Annotated in this window: 18 protein-coding genes; 11 read left to right on the top strand and 7 right to left on the bottom strand. The window is 72.5% G+C overall.

The window, feature by feature from the left end; translation table 11 throughout:
* Nucleotides 1–26: 26 nt before the first annotated feature.
* On the top strand, nt 27–1,073 hold the full coding sequence (locus OG776_RS10320; protein WP_329320218.1) for a LacI family DNA-binding transcriptional regulator: 1,047 nt from the start codon (nt 27–29) through the stop codon (nt 1,071–1,073).
* A 224-nt stretch (nt 1,074–1,297) separates the two neighbouring features.
* Here the strand turns inward: OG776_RS10320 and OG776_RS10315 are convergent, their stop codons facing one another.
* Nucleotides 1,298–2,089 (bottom strand): VOC family protein, encoded by a 792-nt coding sequence (locus tag OG776_RS10315; RefSeq protein WP_148012204.1) that lies wholly within the window; start codon nt 2,087–2,089, stop codon nt 1,298–1,300.
* 278 nt (nt 2,090–2,367) lie between these two features.
* On the opposite strand from OG776_RS10315, the gene OG776_RS10310 reads away from it, so the two are divergent.
* A complete protein-coding gene (locus OG776_RS10310; RefSeq protein ID WP_187285866.1) occupies nt 2,368–2,616 on the top strand; it encodes a WhiB family transcriptional regulator in 249 nt (82 codons plus the stop codon).
* A gap of 329 nt (nt 2,617–2,945) precedes the next feature.
* On the opposite strand, the gene OG776_RS10305 is transcribed toward OG776_RS10310, so the two are convergent.
* The 3 genes from OG776_RS10305 to OG776_RS10295 form a co-directional block, all read right to left on the bottom strand.
* Entirely contained in the window at nt 2,946–3,923 is a 978-nt protein-coding gene (locus tag OG776_RS10305) for an acyl-ACP desaturase (RefSeq protein WP_148012203.1), read from the bottom strand.
* Between the two features lie 343 nt (nt 3,924–4,266).
* On the bottom strand, nt 4,267–5,043 hold the full coding sequence (gene ddaH, locus OG776_RS10300) for a dimethylargininase (protein ID WP_148012202.1): 777 nt from the start codon (nt 5,041–5,043) through the stop codon (nt 4,267–4,269).
* Between the two features lie 192 nt (nt 5,044–5,235).
* On the bottom strand, nt 5,236–6,861 hold the full coding sequence (locus OG776_RS10295) for an ABC-F family ATP-binding cassette domain-containing protein (protein ID WP_148012201.1): 1,626 nt from the start codon (nt 6,859–6,861) through the stop codon (nt 5,236–5,238).
* A gap of 308 nt (nt 6,862–7,169) precedes the next feature.
* On the opposite strand from OG776_RS10295, the gene OG776_RS10290 reads away from it, so the two are divergent.
* Nucleotides 7,170–7,850 (top strand): GOLPH3/VPS74 family protein, encoded by a 681-nt coding sequence (locus tag OG776_RS10290; RefSeq protein ID WP_148012200.1) that lies wholly within the window; start codon nt 7,170–7,172, stop codon nt 7,848–7,850.
* Nucleotides 7,851–8,072: 222 nt separating this feature from the next.
* On the opposite strand, the gene OG776_RS10285 is transcribed toward OG776_RS10290, so the two are convergent.
* Nucleotides 8,073–8,489, bottom strand: coding sequence for an SsgA family sporulation/cell division regulator (locus tag OG776_RS10285; RefSeq protein ID WP_148012199.1), 417 nt, complete (start codon nt 8,487–8,489; stop codon nt 8,073–8,075).
* 266 nt (nt 8,490–8,755) lie between these two features.
* Between OG776_RS10285 and OG776_RS10280 the strand changes: the two genes are divergently transcribed.
* From OG776_RS10280 to mmpA, 3 genes are all read left to right on the top strand, one after another.
* A complete protein-coding gene (locus tag OG776_RS10280) occupies nt 8,756–9,847 on the top strand; it encodes a WD40/YVTN/BNR-like repeat-containing protein (RefSeq protein ID WP_187285862.1) in 1,092 nt (363 codons plus the stop codon).
* A gap of 127 nt (nt 9,848–9,974) precedes the next feature.
* Nucleotides 9,975–10,664 carry an endonuclease V gene (locus OG776_RS10275; protein WP_148012198.1) on the top strand — a complete coding sequence of 230 codons (690 nt, stop codon included), beginning with the start codon at nt 9,975–9,977 and terminating at the stop codon, nt 10,662–10,664.
* Nucleotides 10,665–10,771: 107 nt separating this feature from the next.
* On the top strand, nt 10,772–10,927 hold the full coding sequence (gene mmpA, locus OG776_RS10270; RefSeq protein WP_187285861.1) for a morphogenic membrane protein MmpA: 156 nt from the start codon (nt 10,772–10,774) through the stop codon (nt 10,925–10,927).
* Nucleotides 10,928–11,047: 120 nt separating this feature from the next.
* Here the strand turns inward: mmpA and OG776_RS10265 are convergent, their stop codons facing one another.
* Nucleotides 11,048–12,220, bottom strand: coding sequence for a saccharopine dehydrogenase family protein (locus OG776_RS10265; RefSeq protein WP_148012196.1), 1,173 nt, complete (start codon nt 12,218–12,220; stop codon nt 11,048–11,050).
* 506 nt (nt 12,221–12,726) lie between these two features.
* Here OG776_RS10265 and OG776_RS10260 point away from each other — a divergent pair.
* The 4 genes from OG776_RS10260 (at nt 12,727) to OG776_RS10245 (ending at nt 18,818) form a co-directional block, all read left to right on the top strand.
* A complete protein-coding gene (locus OG776_RS10260) occupies nt 12,727–13,878 on the top strand; it encodes a CaiB/BaiF CoA transferase family protein (protein WP_329320212.1) in 1,152 nt (383 codons plus the stop codon).
* Nucleotides 13,879–14,179: 301 nt separating this feature from the next.
* A complete protein-coding gene (locus tag OG776_RS10255) occupies nt 14,180–15,322 on the top strand; it encodes an acyl-CoA dehydrogenase family protein (RefSeq protein ID WP_148012194.1) in 1,143 nt (380 codons plus the stop codon).
* 29 nt (nt 15,323–15,351) lie between these two features.
* Complete coding sequence (locus tag OG776_RS10250) at nt 15,352–16,566, top strand: acetyl-CoA C-acetyltransferase (RefSeq protein WP_329320210.1); 1,215 nt, start codon at nt 15,352–15,354, stop codon at nt 16,564–16,566.
* Nucleotides 16,567–16,613: 47 nt separating this feature from the next.
* Nucleotides 16,614–18,818 carry a 3-hydroxyacyl-CoA dehydrogenase NAD-binding domain-containing protein gene (locus OG776_RS10245; RefSeq protein WP_148012192.1) on the top strand — a complete coding sequence of 735 codons (2,205 nt, stop codon included), beginning with the start codon at nt 16,614–16,616 and terminating at the stop codon, nt 18,816–18,818.
* Between the two features lie 301 nt (nt 18,819–19,119).
* On the opposite strand, the gene OG776_RS10240 is transcribed toward OG776_RS10245, so the two are convergent.
* On the bottom strand, nt 19,120–19,818 hold the full coding sequence (locus OG776_RS10240) for a MerR family transcriptional regulator (RefSeq protein WP_187285860.1): 699 nt from the start codon (nt 19,816–19,818) through the stop codon (nt 19,120–19,122).
* A 197-nt stretch (nt 19,819–20,015) separates the two neighbouring features.
* Here OG776_RS10240 and OG776_RS10235 point away from each other — a divergent pair, with 197 nt between their 5' ends.
* Nucleotides 20,016–21,866, top strand: coding sequence for an AMP-dependent synthetase/ligase (locus OG776_RS10235; RefSeq protein WP_148012190.1), 1,851 nt, complete (start codon nt 20,016–20,018; stop codon nt 21,864–21,866).
* Nucleotides 21,867–21,976: the final 110 nt, after the last annotated feature.

The raw sequence follows: 21,976 nt of genomic DNA, 5'->3' as shown, positions 1-21,976 counted from the left end.
GGCAACCGCCGAGGAGGAGCCCTGAGGTGACCGAGACAGCGTCGCGCCCCACACTGGAGGCCGTGGCCGCCAGGGCGGGGGTCTCCCGGGCCACCGCGTCACGCGTGGTCAACGGCGGCGACGGAGTGCGCGAACCCCTCGTCGAACGGGTCCGCCGGGCCGTCGAGGAACTGGGCTACGTTCCCAACCAGGCCGCCCGGAGCCTGGTCACCCGACGCCACGACGCGGTCGCCGTCGTCATTGCCGAACCGGAGACGAGGGTCTTCGCCGACCCCTTCTTCGGTCTCCAACTGCGAGGCATCAGCAAGGAGTTGACGGCGCACGACTCGCAACTCGTCCTGCTCCTCACGGAGGGCCGTGACGACCACGCCCGGGTGGGCCGGTACCTCGCGGGCGGACACGTCGACGGGGCGCTCGTCTTCTCGCTGCACCTCGACGACCCGCTGCCCGGGCTGATCCACGGCGCGGGCGTGCCGACCGTGTTCGGCGGCAGACCCGGCTGGGGCGACGGCCCCCGCGACACCGCGTCCCCGGTGTACGTCGACAGTGACAACCGGGGCGGTGCCCGCGCGGCCGTACGCCACCTGGTCGCGCTGGGGCGCACCCGCGTCGCGCACATCACCGGCGCCCTCGACCAGACCTCGGCGGTCGACCGGCTGGACGGGTTCCGGGACGTCATGGGCGACGCCGACCCGCGGCTCGTCGTCGAGGGCGACTTCACACCCGCCGGTGGTGAACGGGCGATGCGCGAACTGCTGGAGCACTGCCCCGACGTCGACGCGGTGTTCGCCGCGAACGACCTGTCCGCGGCGGGGGCCCTGCGGGTGCTGCGCGAGCGGGGACGGCGGGTGCCGGACGACGTCGCGGTGATCGGCTTCGACGACATGCTCCCGGTCGCGGAGCAGACGGACCCACCACTCACCACGGTCCGTCAGGACATAGAGGAGATGGGCCGGCTGATGGCCCGGCTGCTCCTGCGGGACCTCGACCGGCGGACCGCGAAGGAGACCGAGGCGCACGGCGCCTCAGGTGTCGTCCTGCCGACGACGCTGGTACGACGGGCCTCCGCGTAGCCAAAACCGGGGGCACGGGACGGGATCGGGCGGACCCTGGCGGGGTCCGCCCGTGTGCGGGAGCACCCGGTCCGGCCTGCGGTACCGGCCGGTTCGGGCGTACGCGGGACACGGGTCCGGCGCGCGGGAGTACCGGGACCGGCGTCGGGCCGGACCGGCCGGACCGGCCGGTGGGGTCGGCCGGCCCTGGCACCCCTTGACGTCGCCGCGTCGCCGCGTCGGGGTCAGCTCGGGCGCGGGGCGCTCTTGATGACCGCGAAGCGCGCCCCGTACGGGTCGGTGAGCTTGGCCATGCGGCCGACGCCCTCCAGGTCCGTGGCGGGCATCCGGACCGTGCCGCCCAGCTCCTGCGCCCTGGCGACGGTCGCGTCCGTGTCGGCCACCTCGAAGTACGGCAGCCAGTACGCGCCGGACGCGGCCTCGGCCGGGTCGTCGGCCAGCGCCACCACGCCGCCGAACATGTCCGTCTCCTCGGTCCCGGCCGGGTTGACGCAGGTGTACGTGCCGCCGGGGAACGGCGCGGCCGAGGTCTCCCAGCCGAACACGGAGTTGTAGAACGCGGCGGCCGCGGCGACGTCCGGGGTGTAGAGCTCGACCCAGCACAGCGAGCCGGGGTCGCCCGCGACGTCGACGCCCTTGGTCCGGGCCGGCTCCCAGAGCCCGAAGGGCACGCCCGCCCGGTCGGTGAGGATCGCCATGCGGCCCTCGCCCATGACGTCCATGGGCGGGAAGACCGCGCTGCCGCCGACCTGCTCGGCCGCCTTGGTGGTGGCCTCCGCGTCGGGGGTCTGGAAGTACACCGTCCAGGAGGGCGGGCCCTGTTCGGAGGTGGTCTGCATGCCGCCCGCGACGGTCTTCCCTGCGAGCTGGAAGAAGCCGTAACCGCCGGCGTCGGGCCCCGCGGACTGGAACTGCCAGTCGAAGAGGCCTCCGTAGAAGGAAGTGGCGCCCTCGATGTCGGGCGTGCCGATGTCGAGCCAGTTCGGAGCGCCGGAAACAAAGCGGGTGGTGAGCATGAGTGCCCTCCTTTGAAGGGTCCCGTTGTCTGCTCCGCCGAGTCTTGCACCGCCCACTGACAATCGTCGCCGGGACGCGGGCCGACACCGGCTTCGGCGCGGACGGCCGCGCCGGTCACCACGGGTGAGAGGGCATGTGTGTCCAGTTCCCGTGCCGCCCGCGCGCCGCCGTGCCCGCTGCGGTCGGAGGGAGCATCATCGGGCCGGCGGAGCGCTCGGAACGCGGCGTTGATCCGGCGTTGATCGAACGTTTTTCGATACCGGGCACGCTCTTCGGCATGCACACCGACACCATCATCCCGGCCGACTCCGACTGGCAGGAGCAGGCGCTGTGCGCGCAGACCGGGGCAGAGTTCTTCTTTCCCGAACCGGGCAGCTCGGTGCGTGAGGCGAAGCGCATCTGCGGCATGTGCGAGATGCGCCCGGCCTGCCTCGAATACGCGCTGGACAACGACGAGCGGTTCGGCGTCTGGGGCGGCCTCTCCGAGAAGGAACGGCTCAGCCTCCGGCGCGCGGACCGGCACTGACCGGGCGCCCTTCCTCACCCGTCCGGTCTCCGACCCGCGCCGACCGCCTGGTCGCCCGGGGCGACCACGGCCGCCGTGTCCACGGCGCTGGTGGCGAGTTGGTGGTGGCGCTTCATGTACGGCCAGGAGGCCACCGCCGATTCGGTCGGGTGGCCGGGAAACCCGGTGGCCGGGGAAACCGGTGGCCGGGAAACCCGGTGGCCGGAAGCACCGCGCCGCCACCCGGTTGCCGGCGCGCGGGACGCGGCGTCGGACCGGATGACGGCGGTGGAGCGGGGAGTACGTGCGGGGAGGGCCCCGGCGCCCCGGCGGAGTGCGGGCGGGGCGGGTCAGCCGGCGGCGCGTGCGGCCATCCGCACCTTGCGCGCGGCGAGCTTCTCGTCGAACTTCGAGGCCTCCGCGTCCAGGCCGCGCATGAAGAAGCCGAGCTCCTCCTGGGCTTGCAGGCCCTCGGGGCCGAGGCCGTCCATCTCCAGGACCTTGAGGTGGCGCAGCACCGGCTGCATCACGTCGTCGTGGTGGATACGCATGTTGTAGACCTCGCCGATGGCCATCTGGGCGGCGGCCCGCTCGAAGCCGGGCATCCCGTGGCCGGGCATCCGGAAGTTGACGACGACGTCGCGGACGGCCGACATGGTCAGGTCGGGGGCCAGTTCGAAGGCGGCCTTGAGCAGGTTCCGGTAGAACACCATGTGCAGGTTCTCGTCGGTCGCGATGCGCGCCAGCATCCGGTCGCAGGCCGGGTCGCCCGACTGGTGGCCGGTGTTGCGGTGCGAGATGCGGGTGGCGAGTTCCTGGAAGGCGACGTACGCGACCGAGTGCAGCATCGAGTGGCGGTTGTCCGACTCGAAGCCCTCGCTCATGTGCTGCATGCGGAACGCTTCGAGCTTGTCCGGGTCCACGGCGCGCGAGGCGAGCAGGTAGTCGCGCATCACGATGCCGTGCCGGCCCTCCTCCGCGGTCCAGCGGTGCACCCAGGTGCCCCAGGCGCCGTCACGGCCGAAGAGCGTCGCGATCTCGTGGTGGTAGCTCGGCAGGTTGTCCTCGGTGAGGAGGTTGACGACCAGCGCGATCCGGCCGATCTCCGTGACCTTCGACTGCTCCTTGCCCCAGGCCTCGCCGCCCTCGAACTGGCCGGGGAAGTTGCGCGCGTCGCTCCACGGCACGTACTCGTGCGGCATCCAGTCCTTGGCCACCTTGAGGTGGCGGTTGAGCTCGGTTTCGACCACTTCCTCCAGCGCGTACAGCAGCCGAGCGTCGGTCCAGGCGGCGGACGGGCTGCCGAGGTGGGGAGAAGTAATCGTCACGGGTGCTCCAGGGGGACGTGAAAGTACTGAGCGAACAGCGCATTACAGGGCGAGCTGAGCGAACTGCGAGAGCGGGGCGAACTGCTGGGACGGATGACGGCACGGACGACCGGACGTGTGGCTGAGCGGACGAACGGACGAACGATGGGGGCGGACGCGGAACCTACGGCATCGTAGGCTACGTATCCGTAGGTTACGAAACCGTAGGTTAAGTGTGCTGTAAAGAGTGCCTGATCACGGGGTCCGCCAGGCGGTGCCCGGTCTCCCGGGCGCGTTCCGGTACCAGGCCGGCCCGCCTCTGCCTCGCAGGTCCCGGAGCCGAACGGGTGAGTCGCTCACTCGGTCAGATGTACAACTCCCGGAGTCTCACCGAGAGACAGGTCACACAGCCCTCGAGCTTCTCGAACTCGCCGATGTCCACGAGGACCGGCTCGTGGCCGAGGCCCGCGAGCAGTTCGGCGGTCTTCGGGGCGCTCGCCGCCATCAGCAGCTTCTCGCCGCCGAGCAGCACGACGTGCGCACCGGACTCCTCCGGCACCGGCAGGAAGCGCGGGAACAGCGACGGGGTGTCCACCAGCGGTTCGTGACCGATCACCGTGCCGTCGGGCAGTGCCGTGACGGCCGACTTCAGATGGAGCACCTTGCTCACGGGCACGGGGACGACCCGCGCCCCGAGCGGTTCGAGAGCCGCGCGCAGCTGTTGGACCCCGGCCGCGTTGGTGCGTCCGCCGAGGCCGACGTAGACCGTGTCGGCGACCTTGAGGACGTCGCCGCCGTCCAGGGTGCCGGGCTCCCAGATCCAGTTCACCGAGCAGCCCAGCCGGGCCACGGCCTCCTCCACCCCGGCGGTCTCGCCACGCCGGGACTCGGCGCCCGGGCGGGTGATCAGCGCGACGTTGCGGAAGACGACGACGGCGTCCTCCACGAACACCGAGTCGGGACAGTCGTCGGCCGGTTCCACCTCGACGGTGTCCCAGCCGTGCGTCCGCAGGGCCCCCGCGTAGGCCTCCCACTGTTCGAGCGCCAGGTCGACGTCCACCTTCTCGCGCTCGATGTGCGTCACGAGGCCCTCGGCGAGGCGGGGGCCGGGTCTGCGGATGAGTGCTTTCTGGCTGGGCACGTGCGGTCTCCGAATCGGCAGGGTGCGTCGGCGCACATCATGCAGCGCCGTTCGCGTGCGCAACAGCCCCCGCCGGACGCGACGCGGCCCGGGCCCGATGACAGGAGGCCGCCGGCCGGCCCCGGAGTTCCGGGACCGGTGCCGGGCGACCCCCGCGTTCCGACCGACGTTAGCCAGCCCCGCGGGTCCCCGCTATGCGGGATACCCGACAGCTTCCGGCGTGGTTTCTTTCAGTTCTCCTCCTTCCAGCACCAGCCAGCGTGTGATTCCGATCGACTCCAGGAACGGCACGTCGTGGCCGGCGACGATCAGCGCGCCCTCGTACGAGTCCAGGGCCGTGGTGAGCTGCCGGACGCTCGCCATGTCGAGGTTGTTCGTCGGCTCGTCGAGCATCAGGAGCTGCGGCGCGGGATCGGCCAGCATCAGCGCCGCCAGCGCCGCACGGAAGCGTTCGCCGCCGGAGAGGGTCCCCGCGGGCTGGTCGGCCCGCGCCCCCTTGAAGAGGAAGCGGGCCAGCCGCGCCCGGATCCGGTTGTTGGTGGCGTCCGGCGCGAAGCGGGCCACGTTCTCGGCGACCGTCAGCCCGTCGTCGAGGACGTCGAGCCGCTGGGGCAGGAACCGGGTCGGCACATGGGTCCGGGCCTCTCCGGACACCGGGGGCAGTTCCCCGGCGATCGTCCGCAGCAGCGTGGTCTTGCCCGCGCCGTTGCGCCCGATCAGCGCGATCCGCTCGGGTCCGCGCAGCTCGAACAGGCCGTGCACCCACCCGCCGTATCTCAGCTCCAGCTTCTCCAGCGTGAGGACGGTGCGGCCCGGCGGCACCGCCGTGTACGCCAGGTCGACGCGGATCTCGTCGTCGTCACGGACCGCCTCCACCGCGTCGTCGAGCCGTTCCCGCGCCTCGGTGAGCCGTTCCTCGTGCATGATGCGGTGCTTGCCCGCGGACTCCTGGGCGGCCCGCTTGCGTGCCCCCATGACGATCTTCGGCTCCCGCTTCTGGTCGTTCATCTTCTGGCCGTACCGCTTGCGGCGGGCCAGTTTGACCTGCGCGTCGACCAGCTCGCGCTTCTGTTTGCGCAGATCGGCCTCGGCGACGCGCACCATGCGCTCGGCCGCCTCCTGCTCGTCGGCCAGCGCCTCCTCGTACGCGGAGAAGTTGCCGCCGAACCAGGAGACCTCGCCGGAGCGCAGATCGGCGATCTGGTCCACCAGGTCCAGCAGCTCACGGTCGTGGCTGACCACGACCATGACCCCGGACCAGGCCTCGACGGCCGCGTACAGCCGGTGCCGCGCGTACAGGTCGAGGTTGTTGGTGGGTTCGTCCAGCAGGAGCACGTCGGGCCGGCGCAGCAGGAGCGCGGCCAGCCGCAGCAGGACCGACTCGCCGCCCGACACCTCGCCGATGGTGCGGTCCAGGCCGATGTGGCCGAGACCGAGTTCGCCGAGCGTCGCGAGCGCGCGCTCCTCGACGTCCCAGTCGTCACCGACGGCCTCGAAGTGTTCCGCGGACGCGTCGCCCGCCTCGATGGCGTGCAGCGCGGCGCGGGTGGCGGCGACACCGAGCGCCGCGTCGACCCTGAGGCCGGTGTCGAGCGTGACGTTCTGCGGGAGGTAGCCGACCTCGCCGGCGACCCGCACCGTGCCGTCGGCCGGGGTGAGTTCCCCCGCGATCAGCTTCAACAGGGTCGTCTTCCCCGATCCGTTGACGCCGACGAGTCCGGTCCTGCCGGGGCCGAAGGCGACCCGGAGACCGTCGAAGACGGTGCTGCCGTCCGGCCAGGCGAAGGAGAGGGAGGTACAGGTGATGGATGCAGACATGGGGCCTCGCGGTTGCTTGAAAGGGTCAACGGCAACGCGTGTGAGACACCGCTGGGCGACGGCGGACCGGAGGGAGAGAGGGAAGTCCCGTGACGGAAGGGTGCTCATGCACCGAGGTCGCACGCCACACACGGACCGGCCGGGAACGGCGGGTCGTGGGGAGCGGTGTCATCCGACCTCAGTAGAGCAACGTCCTTCTCCGTTCGACGGCAACAGAACCGATGTACACGGTAGGAACGGGTATGAGGGCTGTCAACGCATTAACGTGGCCGACCCGCGTCGCCGCCCGTCCCCCCGAAGGAGCCACCGTGCCCAACGGCCCGCTGTCGCTGCCCGCCCGGCTCTACCTGCTGTCCTGGGACACCACACGGCCCAAGGTCACCGGAGAGACCCACCTCCACCATCTGGTCCGGGCCGGCGCGCTCACGGAACTGGCCCAGCGCGGGCTGCTCGCCGACGTGGACGGCATCGCCACGCCGGTGGACGTCGACGTCCGGACGGGTGACCTCGCCCTCGACGGGCTGCTGGAACTCGTCGAGGAGTCCCGGCCGCGCAAGTGGAAGACCTGGGTGACCCTGCGGGCACGCGTCACCCTCGACGCGGTCCGCGCGCAGCTCGCCGCCGAGGGGTATCTACGGGCCGGGAAGAAGCGGGTACTGGGGCTTTTCCCGTCCGTCGACTACCAGCTGGAGCGGGTGGAGGCGGTGGACGCGCTGCGGGAGGAGGCGCGGGCGGTCCTGCGCGGCCCCGTGCCCGTCGCGGAGGTCTCCGACCGGGACGCGGCCCTCGTCGCCCTGGCCGCGGCGGCCGAGCTGCGCACCCTCGCGCCGGGCAAGGACCGCAAGCTCCACAAGGAGCGCATCGAGGAGCTCACCGAACGCAGTGGAGCGGCGGCCCCGGCGCTGAAGAAGGTCATCCAGGAGGTGCGTACGGCGATGATCGTGGCGGCCACCGCGGCCGCCACCGCGGGCGCGTCGTCGGGCGCCTGACCGGCACCCTGGCCGACTGACCGGCACCCTGGCCGGCTGTGCTGGTGCTGGTGCTGGTGCTGGTGCTGGTGCTGGTGCTGGTGCTTGTACTTGTGCTCGTGTTCGTACTCGTGGTCCCGGTCCGTGCCGTCGGGGCGTCGCGGGGGGTCGGGGCGTCGCCGTCCGCGGGGGCACCGGGGCGCGCCCGGCTGAGGCGGCACCCGCGCGGGGCGGCGTCCCGCCTCAGCAGGTGCCGCGCATGAGTTCCGCCAGGTCGTGGTCCAGGTCCACCTGGAGATGTTCGTGCCCGACGGGCACCAGTTCGGTCGTGCGCCGCAGGAAGTGCCGCATCTCGCCCGACCGCACATGGACCACGGCGGTGCCCTCGGGGGCGTGGAACTCCAGGACGGTGCGGTCGTACCCGTACGGCCGGACCCGTACGTCGCCGTGGCCCACGGCGTCCTCCAGGCCGGAGGTGAGCAGTTCGCGCGAGAACGTCCAGCACACCTCCACACCCTCCAGTGTGGCCGGGGCCGGGAAGGTCATCCGGACGGCGAAGGGATCGCTGCGGTCGTAGTGGAGCGTGGCGGGAATGCTCGGCATCCGCGGCGCGGCGGCGACGAGACGGGCCTCAACGGGCTGCTCGATGACGGTGGACAACGCCTTGCTCCCTTGTGACGGCTGGACGAACTTCGGGCGGATGACACCAGGCACCTGAAGAGACGGAAGAACGAGCCGTTCAGTGCACCTGGGAGCCGAGTGACATCTGTCACCGAGCCCCCGCGCGGGCACCCCGAGGGGGACCGTGATGATCCATTCCAGTCCCCAGCGTGCCCGCGATACCGGAGAGGACACCAACCGGCGCCCCCGGGTTCCCGCCGAGGCCATCTGGACGGTACCGGGCGAGTGGGCTAGCTTCGCCCGCCATGAGGGCCTTGGGGAAGTCGAGACGTACGAGTCGGACGGTCACCGTGGGACTGTGCGCGGCCGCGTTCGCCGCCGCGCTGACGGCGGCGGCGCCCGCACAGGCACACGGAACGGGAGGCACCGCCCACTGGGAACTCAAGGCCAGCGGTACCGACGTACGGTTCCGCGGACTGTCCGCCGTCAGCCGGGACACCGCCTGGGTGGCCGGTTCGAAGGGCACGGTGCTGCGCACCACGGACGGCGGCGCGAACTGGCGCGACGTCTCACCGCCCGGCGCGGCGGCGCTCGAGTTCCGTGACATCGAGGCGTTCGACGCACGGCGCGCCGTGGCCCTGACCATCGGCGAGGGCGAGGACTCCCGGGTCTTCCGCACCGACGACGGCGGTGCCACCTGGACCGAGTCCTTCCGCAACACCGATCCGAAGGCCTTCTACGACTGCCTCACCTTCTTCGACCGGCGCCACGGCCTCGCGATGAGCGACCCCGTGGACGGCAGGTTCCGCATCCTGTCCACGAGCGACGGCGGCCGCTCCTGGAAGGTGCTGCCCGGGGCCGGCATGCCCGCCGCGCAGGAGGGCGAGGCGGGTTTCGCGGCGAGCGGGCAGTGTCTCGTGAGCGCGGGACCGCGGGACGTGTGGCTCGCCACCGGCGGGGCCGCACGCGCGCGCGTGCTGCACTCCGCGGACCGGGGGCTGACCTGGAAGGCGGCCGACACGCCGATTCCCGCCGGCGACCCGGCACGCGGCGTCTTCGCCCTCGCCTTCCGCGACCGCGCCCACGGCCTCGCGGTCGGCGGCGACTACCGCGCCGACCAAGCCTCACCCCGGTCGGCGGCGGTCAGCGGCGACGGCGGCCGGACCTGGAAGCCCGCGGGCAGCCCGCCGGCCGCCTACCGCTCCGGTGTCGCCTGGCTGCCCCACAGCCGTACCTCCGCCCTCGCGGTCGGTCCGACCGGCACCGACCTCACGAGCGACGGCGGCCGCACCTGGCGGACCGTGGACACCGGGTCGTACGACACCGTGGACTGCACCCCCGACCTGGGCTGCTGGGCCGCGGGCGAGAAGGGCCGGGTGGCACGCCTGGAGCGCTGACCCGGCGCGGGCCGCGTGAGAGGCGGCTCCCGGCACCGGGCCGGGCGAGGGGCGGGGTCCCGCGCCCGGCGGGACGCGAACCCGGGTCCCACCGGCCGCCGTTGGGCCCCGTAGGCTCATGGGCACCATGAAGACCGTACGCGTTCCCGCGGGTTGGCCCGCGACGGAGGAGCAGGCCCGTGCCACGCAGGACGAACTGCGCGGGCTCGTGGTGCTCGACGAGCCGGGACCGCCGCCCGGCACCGGCAGGGTGACGGGGGTCGACGTGGCCTACGACGACGAGCGGGACCTCGTCGTGGCCGCCGCCGTCGTGCTCGACGCGGCCTCCCTCCGCGTGGTCGCCGAGGCGACCGCCGCCGGACGGGTGCCCTTCCCGTACGTTCCCGGCCTGCTCGCGTTCCGTGAGATCCCGGCGGTGCTGGCCGCGCTCGACGCGCTGCCCTGCCCGCCGGGCCTCGTCGTCTGCGACGGTTACGGGCTCGCCCATCCGCGCCGCTTCGGCCTCGCCGCCCACCTCGGCGTCCTCACCGGGCTCGCCACGATCGGCGTCGCCAAGAACCCGTTCACCTTCGCGTACCAGGAGCCCGGTGCCCGTCGCGGCAGCGCGTCCCCCCTGCTCGCCGACTCGGAGGAGGTGGGACGGGCGCTGCGCACCCGGGACGGCGTCAAACCGGTGTTCGTGTCGGTCGGCCACCGGGTGAGCCTGGACAACGCCTGCGCGCACATCCTCGCGCTCACCCCGGCGTACCGCCTGCCGGAGACCACCCGGCGCGCGGACTCGCTCTGCCGGCGGGCCCTTCGGGAGGCGACGCCCTGACGGCCGTCGCTCCGCCCGGACATCGCCCGTCGACCGCGCGGGCGTTCTGACGATCTGATTATGTGTACGGATGTGCCGTCACCCGCCTGGTCGGCAGGCTGTGCCCCATGACGAGACACCGCTCCTTGAAGTCCGCCGCCCGGCCTGACCGGACCGGCCCCGCCGTCGCGCCCGCGGTGACGGCCGCGCTGGTCCTCTCCGTGGTCGCAGGGGTCGGCTGGGTGGGCGGAATGATCTACACGGTGCTGGTGTGGCCGTTGTAGACCGCGGACCGCGGACCGCGGACCGCGGTCTGCGGTCTACCGGGGACCCGTGCGCGGGCCATCAGCGGGTCACCCAGTCGGCCGCCGCGCCGGTCCGAGGGCCGACGGGCCCGACGGCCGCTACCGGGTGGCCGCGACCCGGAAGGTGATCCCCGCGGCGCGGAGCCGCTCGATGAGCGCGTCGCCCATCGCCACCGCCGTCGTGACCTGACCGGCCGTCCGCGGCAGATCGTCGAAGGCGAGCGACAGCGCGGCCTCGGCGAACATCTTGGCCGTCTCGTCGTAGCCGGGGTCGCCGCCCGCGACCTCCGTGAACACCCGCTGTCCGCCGCCCTCGCCGACGAACCGCACCGAGAACCAGCTCCTCGCGCGGCGTGCGGCGCTCGGCCCCTCGCCCGGCTTGATCCGGTCGGACAGCCAGCGCCGCGCGGGCGGGAGCTGGGCCGCCGCGAACACCGCGCCGACGAGGGCGACCCCGCCCACCGCGGTCGGCAGCCGCTCGACGGCCGCGTAGTGGCGGTAGCGGAAGTCCGGTCCGTACCGCTGCAGCGCGCGCGCCGAACGGCGCACGATCTGCGGGTCGATCGTGGGCAGCGGAATTGCCCAGGCGCCGATCTCGCCGGCGTACCGGGGGCCGCTCAACGGGGCGGTCGCGCGGCGCTCCATCAGCCGCGGCTCGTGCCGCTGCCGGTCCCGCGCCGCCGACAGGATCCGCCGGCCGCGCGCGAACTGGGTGAGCGCGGAGGAGAACGTGCCGCCCGAGACCATCGCCCGGGTGCGCACGAACCCGTCGATCCTCAGCGGTACGCCCTCGGGAAGCTGCCGCACGGTGAAGTACGCGCCCAGGTCGTGCGGCACCGAGTCGAAACCGCAGGCGTGCACGAGCCGGGCCCCGGTCTCGCGGGCGCGCGCGTCGTGCCGGACGTACATCAGGTCCACGAACTCGGGCTCACCGGTGAGGTCGAGATAGTCGGTGCCCGCGTCGGCGCAGGCGGCGACGAGTTCCTCGCCGTGCACGATGTACGGGCCCACCGTCGTGGCCACCACGCGCGCGCGGCGGGCCAGTTCGCGCAGCGACGCCGGATCGGAGACGTCCGCCCGGATGACGTCGGGGGCACCGGCCAGCCCCTCGCGCAGCCGCTCCAGCTTCTTCGCGTCGCGCCCCGCGATCGCCCAGCGCAGCCCCTCGGGCGCGTGCGCGGCGAGGTACTCCGCGGTGAGCGCCCCGACGAAGCCGGTGGCTCCGAAGAGCACGATGTCGTACGCGCGGTCCGTCTCTTTCGCCCTGCTCATGACACTCCCACTCTCGACCGCGCCCGAGCGGGCGATGCCCCCGCCGCCGTGCGCGCAGCGCCGTTGTCGGTGGCTGAGGCTAGCGTGAGGGACGAACAGCCGGACCACGAGGTCGGACGAAGAGGCCGGAGGCGACCATGGCCGTACGGGGAGGAGCCCCGAGCCGGCGTGCCCGTGCCATCGGGTCCGCCCGCCGCGCGCCGGGCGCGCGCGGCTCCGCCCGCGTCCTGCCGGGCGGCCCGGGAGCGACCGCCTCCGGCCTGCCCGGACGCGACCGGGCCCGCATACCCCGGCCGGGCCCCGGTGCCGCACCGGTGGCCGGGCCCGCGGAGCGCGCGGCCCGCTGACACGTCCGCCTCCGGCTGGTTTCACCCGGTTTCCGGAGATCTCTCCGTGATTCCCTCGCGGATTCGACTAAGCGCTTGCTCGCCGGGGCTTGCCCGGCGTGGAACACGTTCTTAACATCTCTGATGTCACATCAGTGGTGTCACAGTGCTGGGGGCTTGATGGCAGTGGCAGGGACGACGGCGCACGGCCCGCTCGCCGGGGTGCGCGTGGTCGAACTGGCGGGCATCGGCCCGGGCCCGTTCGCCGCCATGCTCCTCGCCGACCTCGGCGCGGACGTCGTCCGGGTGGACCGGCCCGGCGGTCCGGGGCTCGGGATCGATCCGCGGTACGACGTCACCAACCGCAACAAGCGGTCGGTCGTGATCGACCTCAAGTCCGTGGACGGTCCGGCCCGCGTCCTCGAACTCGCCGACCGCGCGGACATCCTCGTCGAGGGGTTCCGCCCCGGCGTGGCCGAGCGCCTCGGCGTCGGCCCCGGGACCTGTCACGCGCGCAACCCCCGGCTCGTCTACGGACGGATGACCGGCTGGGGACAGCAGGGCCCGCTCGCCGAGCGCGCCGGACACGACATCGCGTACATCGCCCCGACCGGCGTCCTCGGCCTGTCCGGCCGGCCGGACGAACCCCCGGCGGTCCCGGCGAACCTCGTCGGGGACTACGCGGGCGGCTCGCTCTACCTCGTCGTCGGCGTCCTCGCCGCGCTGCACCACGCCCGCGCGACCGGCGTCGGGCAGGTCGTGGACGCGGCGATCGTGGACGGCACCGCACACCTCGCCTCGATGATCCACGGCATGGCCGCCGCGGGCGGCTGGCAGGACCGGCGGGGCGCCAACCTCCTGGACGGCGGCTGCCCGTACTACGGGACGTACGAGACGTCCGACGGGAAGTACATGGCGGTGGGCGCCCTCGAAGCCCGGTTCTACGACGAGTTCGTCCGGCTGCTGGGCGTCGAGGAGCACGCGGGCGCCCGGACGGACATCGCCCGCTGGGACGCGCTGCGCACGGCGGTCGCCGCCCGCTTCCGGACCCGTACCCGGGATGAGTGGACCGCTGTCTTCGACGGCTCCGACGCGTGCGTGGCCCCGGTCCTGTCGCTGGCCGAGGCCCCCGCGCACCCCCACCTCGCCGCCCGCGGCACCTTCACCGACCACGGCGGCATCACCCAGCCGGCCCCCGCGCCCCGCTTCTCCGCGACCCCCACGTCCGTCCGCTCCGGCCCCGCGCTGCCCGGTACGGGCGCGGCCGGCGTGGCCCGCGACTGGGGTCTGCCCCACCCGGCCGAGGGCGACCGCCCGAAGGACGGCGGCTGATGGAGACCGCCCTCCCGCCCGGCCACGTGTGCCGGCTTCGGCGGGCAGCCCCCGGTACCGCCCGCCCGCCCGCGCGGGCGGGGACCGAAGAACCGCCCGCGGACCGCGCGCCGTTGCCCCGGGGAGACCGCAGCGACCGGGCTGAGCGCGGCCACCGGGGAGACCGCGGCGACCGTCCGCCCGGACGCGCCGACGTCCCCCGGGAAGCGGCGACGGAGCTTCCCGGCGTCACCCCGACCGGGGTCCGGAACCGGGCCGGCCGGCCGAGACCGTCACGAGCCGGCTCCAGGAGGGGACACGCATGAAACGGCAGATCTTCGGTACCGAGCACGACGCGTTCCGCGAGACCGTGCGCACCTTCCTCGCCAAGGAGGTGACGCCGTACTACGAGCAGTGGGAGCAGGACGGCATCGTCTCGCGCGAGGCGTGGCGGGCGGCGGGGGCGCAGGGGCTGCTCGGACTCGCCGTACCGGAGGAGTACGGGGGCGGCGGCAACGCCGACTTCCGCTACAGCGCCGTCCTCGCCGAGGAGTTCACACGCGCCGGAGCCGCCGGGCTCGCCCTCGGCCTGCACAACGACATCATCGGGCCCTATCTGACCGGTCTGGGCACCGAGGAGCAGCGAGGGCGCTGGCTGCCCGGCTTCTGCGACGGCTCGCTGATCACCGCGATCGCGATGACCGAGCCCGGCGCCGGGTCCGACCTCCAGGGCATCAGGACCCACGCCGAGGACCGGGGCGACCACTGGCTGCTCAACGGCTCCAAGACGTTCATCTCCAACGGGATCCTCGCCGACCTGGTCATCGTCGTCGCCCGGACGACTCCCGAAGGCGGAGCCCACGGCCTGTCTCTGCTGGTCGTCGAGCGTGGCATGGAAGGCTTCGAGCGTGGCCGCAATCTCGACAAGATCGGACAGAAGGCGCAGGACACGGCCGAGCTGTTCTTCCACGACGTCCGCGTCCCCAAGGAGAACCTGCTCGGCGAGCTCAACGGAGCCTTCGTGCATCTCATGACGAACCTCGCCCAGGAGCGCATGGGCATCGCCGTCGCGGGGATCGCCGCCGCCGAGCACCTGCTGGAGATCACCACGCGGTACGTCAAGGAGCGCGAGGCCTTCGGCCGTCCGCTGTCCAAGCTCCAGCACATCCGCTTCGAGATAGCCGAGATGGCGACCGAGTGCGCCGTCACCCGGACGTTCCTCGACCGCTGCATCGTGGACCACTCGAACGGGGAACTCGACGCCGTGCACGCCTCGATGGCCAAGTGGTGGGCCACCGAACTGCAGAAGCGGGTCGCCGACCGCTGCCTGCAACTGCACGGCGGCTACGGCTACATGACGGAGTACCGCGTCGCCCGGGCCTTCACCGACGGCCGTATCCAGACCATCTACGGCGGGACCACCGAGATCATGAAGGAGATCATCGGACGCTCCCTCCTCGGCTGACCCTCCGCACCCTCCCCGAAAGGCTCAACGTGACCACCGAAGCGTACGTGTACGACGCGATCCGCACCCCGCGCGGCCGCGGCAAGGCGAACGGTGCCCTGCACGGCACCAAGCCCATCGACCTGGTCGTCGGGCTCATCCACGAGATCCGGCGCCGTCTCCCGGGCCTCGACCCGGCCGCGATCGACGACATCGTGCTCGGTGTCGTGGGCCCGGTCGGCGACCAGGGCTCCGACATCGCGCGTATCTCGGCGATCGCCGCCGGACTGCCCGACACGGTCGCCGGCGTCCAGGAGAACCGCTTCTGTGCCTCGGGCCTGGAAGCCGTCAACCTGGCCGCGATGAAGGTCCGCTCGGGCTGGGAGGACCTGGTGCTCGCGGGCGGCGTCGAGTCGATGTCGCGGGTGCCGATGGCCTCGGACGGCGGCGCCTGGTTCGCCGACCCGATGACCAACATCGCCACCAACTTCGTGCCCCAGGGCATCGGCGCGGACCTCATCGCCACCATCGAGGGCTTCTCACGGCGCGACGTCGACGAGTACGCGGCTCTCTCCCAGGAGCGGGCCGCCGCCGCGTGGAAGGACGGCCGCTTCGACCGCTCCGTCGTCCCCGTGAAGGACCGCAGCGGTCTCGTCGTCCTCGACCACGACGAACACCTGCGCCCCGGCACCACGGCCGACTCGCTCGGCAAGCTGAAGGCGTCCTTCGCGGACATCGGCGAACTCGGCGGCTTCGACGCCGTGGCGCTCCAGAAGTACCACTGGGTAGAGGCGATCGACCACGTCCACCACGCGGGCAACTCCTCCGGCATCGTCGACGGCGCCTCCCTGGTCGCCATCGGCTCCAAGGAGGTCGGCGAGCGCTACGGCCTCACCCCCCGCGCGCGGATCGTCGCCGCGGCCGTCTCCGGGTCCGAGCCCACCATCATGCTGACCGGCCCCGCGCCCGCCACCCGCAAGGCGCTCGCCAAGGCCGGGCTGAGCATCGACGACATCGACCTCGTCGAGATCAACGAGGCCTTCGCCGCGGTCGTCCTGCGCTTCGTCAAGGACATGGGCCTCTCGCTGGACAAGGTGAACGTCAACGGCGGAGCGATCGCGCTCGGCCACCCGCTCGGCGCCACCGGCGCGATGATCCTCGGCAGCCTCGTCGACGAACTGGAGCGCCAGGACAAGCGCTACGGCCTCGCCACCCTGTGCGTGGGCGGCGGCATGGGCATCGCCACCATCGTCGAGCGCGTCTGACCTTTCCCACGGATCACCGGACCCACGCATCTAACGGAGCACCCCTGATGAGCACTGAGCCCACCACCATCCGCTGGGAACAGGACGAGACCGGCGTCGTGACCCTCGTCCTCGACGACCCCAACCAGTCGGCCAACACGATGAACGCGGCGTTCCGCGCCTCCCTCGCCGCGGTCACCGACCGGCTCGAAGCCGAGAAGGACTCGATCCGGGGCATCATCCTCACCTCCGCCAAGAAGACCTTCTTCGCGGGCGGCGACCTGCGCGACCTCATCCGGGTCACGCCCGAGACGGCCCAGGACCTCTTCGACGGCGGCCTCGCCATCAAGCGCAACCTGCGCCGTATCGAGACCCTCGGCAAGCCGGTCGTCGCCGCGATCAACGGAGCGGCCCTCGGCGGCGGGTTCGAGCTCGCCCTCGCCTGCCACCACCGGGTCGCCCTCGACACCTCCGGCACCAAGATCGGCTGCCCCGAGGTCACGCTCGGCCTGCTCCCCGGAGGCGGCGGAGTCGTCCGCACCGTACGCCTGCTGGGCATCGCCGACGCCCTCCTGAAGGTCCTCCTCCAGGGCACGCAGTACAACGCGACGCGCGCCCGCGACAACGGCCTCGTCCACGAGGTGGCCGCCACCCCGGAGGAACTGCTCGCCAAGGCCCGCGCGTTCATCGACGCCAACCCCGTGTCGCAGCAGCCCTGGGACAAGCCCGGCTACCGCATCCCCGGGGGAACCCCGTCGAACCCGAAGTTCGCGGCCAACCTGCCCGCCTTCCCGGCCAACCTGCGCAAGCAGACGAACGGCGCCCCCTACCCCGCCCCGCGCAACATCATGGCGGCTGCCGTCGAGGGCTCCCAGGTGGACTTCGAGACGGCCCAGGCCATCGAGGCCCGCTACTTCGTCGAGCTGGCCGCGGGCCAGACCTCGAAGAACATGATCCAGGCGTTCTTCTTCGACCTCCAGGCCGTCAACTCCGGAGCCAACCGACCCCAGGGCATCGAGCCGCGGCCGGTCCGCAGGGTCGCCGTCCTCGGCGCCGGGATGATGGGCGCGGGGATCGCCTACTCGTGCGCCCGGGCCGGTATCGACGTCGTCCTCAAGGACGTGTCCGCGGAGGCGGCGGCCAAGGGCCGCGCGTACTCCGAGAAGCTCTGCGCCAAGGCCGTGTCCCGCGGCCGTACCACCCAGGAGCAGGCCGACGCGCTCCTCGCCCGCATCACCCCCACCGCCGACCCGAACGACCTGGCCGGCTGTGACGCGGTGATCGAGGCCGTCTTCGAGGACACCTCGCTCAAGCACAAGGTGTTCCAGGAGATCCAGGGCGTCGTCGAGCCCGACGCCCTGCTCTGCTCCAACACCTCGACCCTGCCGATCACCGTGCTCGCCGAGGGCGTGGACCGGCAGGAGGACTTCATCGGACTGCACTTCTTCTCGCCCGTGGACAAGATGCCGCTGGTCGAGATCATCAAGGGCGAGCGGACCGGGGACGAGGCGCTGGCCCGCGCCTTCGACCTGGTGCGTCAGATCAAGAAGACCCCGATCGTCGTCAACGACTCGCGCGGCTTCTTCACCTCCCGCGTCATCGGCCACTTCATCAACGAGGGCGTCGCGATGGTCGGCGAGGGCATCGAGCCCGCCTCCGTCGAGCAGGCCGCGGCGCAGGCGGGCTACCCGGCCAAGGTGCTGTCCCTGATGGACGAGTTGACGCTCACCCTGCCGCGCAAGATCCGCAAGGAGTCGAAGCAGGCCGTCGAGGAGGCGGGCGGCACCTGGCAGACGCACCCGGCGGAGGCGGTCATCGACCGCATGGTCGACGAGTTCGGCCGCCCCGGACGCAGCGGCGGCGCCGGCTTCTACGAGTACGGCGAGGACGGCAGCCGCGGCAGGCTGTGGCCGGGACTGCGCGAGTACTACACCAAGCCCGGGTACGAGATCCCGTTCCGGGACATGCAGGAGCGCATGCTCTTCTCCGAGGCGCTGGACACCGTCCGGCTCGTGGAGGAGGGCGTGCTGACCTCCGTCGCGGACGCCAACATCGGGTCCGTCTTCGGCATCGGCTTCCCGGGCTGGACGGGAGGTGTCCTGCAGTACATCAACGGCTACGAGGGAGGTCTCCCGGGTTTCGTGGCCCGCGCGCGGGAACTCGCCGAGCGTTACGGGGAGCGGTTCACCCCGCCCGCGCTGCTCGTCGACAAGGCGGAGAAGGGCGAGCGGTTCGGCGACGGGCGGGGCACGGCGTCGTCCGCCGGACAGTGACCCGTCACCGGAACGACCTTCACCACGACCGCCCCTGAGGGGTGCCTGGCTCCCGCTCCCCGGGGGCGGGAACCGGACGCCGACCGGCGATCCGGCTCCCGCCCCCGGGGGTACGCACCACCCGGCGCACGCGGGGGCGCTGGACCCGACCGGCTCCACGGCCCTGGCGGCTCCACGGCCACAGGGGATCCGTGATCCGGACGGGTCCGCCGTCCCGACGGTGCGGGACTCCTTCGGCGCGGGACTCCTGGTGCAGGACTCCAAGGGCGCCAGGACTCCGAAGACTCAGGACCCCGACGGCTCAGGACTCCTCCAGCCACTCCCGCAGCTCGCGCTTGAGGGAACGCTGGAACGTGGTCAGCAGTGCCTGCACCACCAGCGGCTGCATGTGCGCCGACAGCGACCGCACCGCCGCCGCGGACTCGTGCCGGCCCACCGCCTCCCGCAGCAGCGCTGACAGCTCGTGGGCCACGGCCCGCGAGTGCTCCAGCAGGACGCCCTGCGCCGCGAGAATCGTCCCGTGCGCCAGCGGTACGTCGAGGAGCTGGACACCGAGTCCCAGCAGCCCGGGGTCCACCCGGAAGGAGTCCCCGGCCCGCTCGACGACGTTCATCGCCACGAGCCGTTCCAGATGCTCCTCGTCCAGCGGCCGGCCCGCCCTCCGCTCCAGCTCCTCGCGCGTCACGTCCTCCACCGCGTCCGGCGCCCAGGAGGCCACCACCGCACGGTGGAGCGCGAGATCACGCGCGCTCAGGTCGGACGGCAGCTGACGCAGATGACGTTCGATGGCGGCCAGGGTCATGCCCTGGCGCTGCAACTCCTCGATGAGCGCCAGCCGGGCCAGGTGCTCCTGGCTGTAGTGCCCCACCCGGCGGGGACCGATGACGGGCGGCGGCAGCAGACCCCTGGTGCTGTAGAAGCGGACCGTACGGACCGTGACGCCCGCGCGCGCGGCCAGTTCGTCGACCGTGAGCGAGGGCCCCTCGGTGTCCGTCGTCATGGCAGGTCCCCGCCTTTTCGGTGGTGCAGCGATCAGGTGCAACAGTATTGCTGTCTCACCGGTGTGGTGAAAGCGTCCGGAGCGGTTCCCGATCGACACGCTCCGTGGAACCACCGGCACGCTCCGTACGTTCATCCGTCATCCCGGCAGGACGGCCGGGACGCGCATTGCCGAGCCGATGGCGCCAGGAGGCGGTCATGACCAAGATCCTGCGACTCCCCGGGGACCCCGCCGAACTCACGCTCCCCGCCCTGCTGTTGCGCAACGCCGAGGACCACGCGGACCTCCCGGCCCTGTCCTGGCGCACCGGTGCCGCGGCCGGCTGGACCACGCTCGGCTGGGGTCAGGTGCGCCGGGAGGCGGCCGCACTGGCCGCCGGATACGCGGCACTGGGCGTCGAGCGCGGCGACCACGTCCTGATGATGATGACCAACCGCCCCGAACACTGGCTCAGTGACCTGGCCCTGACCCACCTGGGCGCGGTCCCGGTGACCGTCTACGGCACCGCGGCGCCCGGACAGGTGGCCCACATCGCCCGGCACAGCCGCGCCCGCCTCGCGGTCGTCGAGGGCGCCCGCGAACTCGCCCTCTGGGAACCGTTGTTGACGGACGCCGACACCCGGCTGGAGCGCCTGGTGGTGGCCGAGGCGGCGGAGGCGGGACCGCACCGGACGTACGCGTCCCTCAAGGAGCACGAGATCCTCGGGCCGCTCGGGAGCCTGGGCGTCCTGGAGAAGAACGGCGGGGTGCTGGAGAAGAGAGGACTCCTCGGGGCGGACGCCCGGGAGCGGACGGACCTTTTCGAGAAGGCCTGGCGCGAGACCCGCGCGACCGACCCGCTGACCGTCGTCTACACCTCGGGCACCACGGGTGAGCCCAGAGGCGTACGCGTCACCCACCGCAACGTGGTCCTGAACGCGCAGGCCCTGAACCGCCTGGTCGAGCTCCCCGACCACGTCGAGCACCTCAGCTACCTCCCCCTGGCGCACATCGCGGAGCGCATGCTCGGCATCTACCTCCCGGTCCTCCGCGCCTCGCACGTGTACCTGTGCCCCGATCCGGCGCAGGTCGGGGCGGTTGCCCGGCAGCTGCGCCCGGCACAGTTCTTCGGGGTCCCGCGGGTGTGGGAGAAGCTCGCCGCGGCCGTACGGACGGTCCTCGCGGGGCTCCCGGCGGCGCGCCGGGAGGCGGTGGACGCGGCCAGGGAAACGGCCCGCACGCGCGTGGCGTGCCGGGAACGGGGGGAGGAGCCGTCCGCCGAGCTGGAGCAGGCGTACCGGACGGCCAAGGAGCGGGTGCTCGACCCGGTCCTCGCCCTCGCCGGATTCGACCGCCTGGTGTGGACGGCGAGCGCCTCGGCTCCGCTGGCCCCGGACGTGGCGGACTTCTGGGCGGGCTTCGGACTGGTGATCATGGACGCCTGGGGGCTGACCGAGACGACGGGCGTCGCCACGACCAACGGTCCGGCCGCGTTCCGCCGCGGTTCGGTCGGCAGACCTCTGGACGGCCTGGAGCTGCGCACCGCTGCGGACGGCGAGATCCTGGTGCGCGGCGCGACCGTCTTCGACGGCTATCTGCGCGAGGACGGCACGGTCGAGGACGCCCGCGACGCGGAGGGCTGGTTCGCGACCGGCGACATCGGACGGATCGACGAGGACGGCTTCCTCCTCCTGACCGGCCGCAAGAAGGAGATGATCGTGACCTCGACGGGCAAGAACGTCGCGCCCGCCCACGTGGAGAACACGCTCAAGGAGCACCCCGTCGTCGACCAGGCCTACGTCCACGGCGACGGCCGCCCCTACCTGGTGGCCCTGCTCGTCCCGGACCCCGCGGCGGTGGGATCCCCGGCGGAACTGGCGGAGGCGGTAGCCGGGGCGGTGGCGCGGGCGAACGCACGCCTGAGCCGCACCGAGCAGATCCGGCGCTACCGCGTGCTCGACCGGGAATGGGGCCCCGCCACAGGCGAGCTCACGCCCTCGCTGAAGCTGCGCCGGGAAGTGGTGCGGGAGCGCTACGGGGACCTGATAGAGCAGCTGTACACCTCCTGACCTGCGACGGAGACGTTGTTGATCAACATGTGAGATGTTCCGCGATGTGAGGTGTGCCATCGCGTACGCGCGGACTCGTGGGGAAGGTGGCTCCTTGGTCCGTGCCGCGA

This window comes from Streptomyces sp. NBC_01689 (assembly GCF_036250675.1).
Classification (GTDB): Bacteria; Actinomycetota; Actinomycetes; order Streptomycetales; family Streptomycetaceae; genus Streptomyces.
Note: the sequence above shows the minus strand (reverse complement) of the source record. Positions and strands in the feature narration are given on the sequence as shown.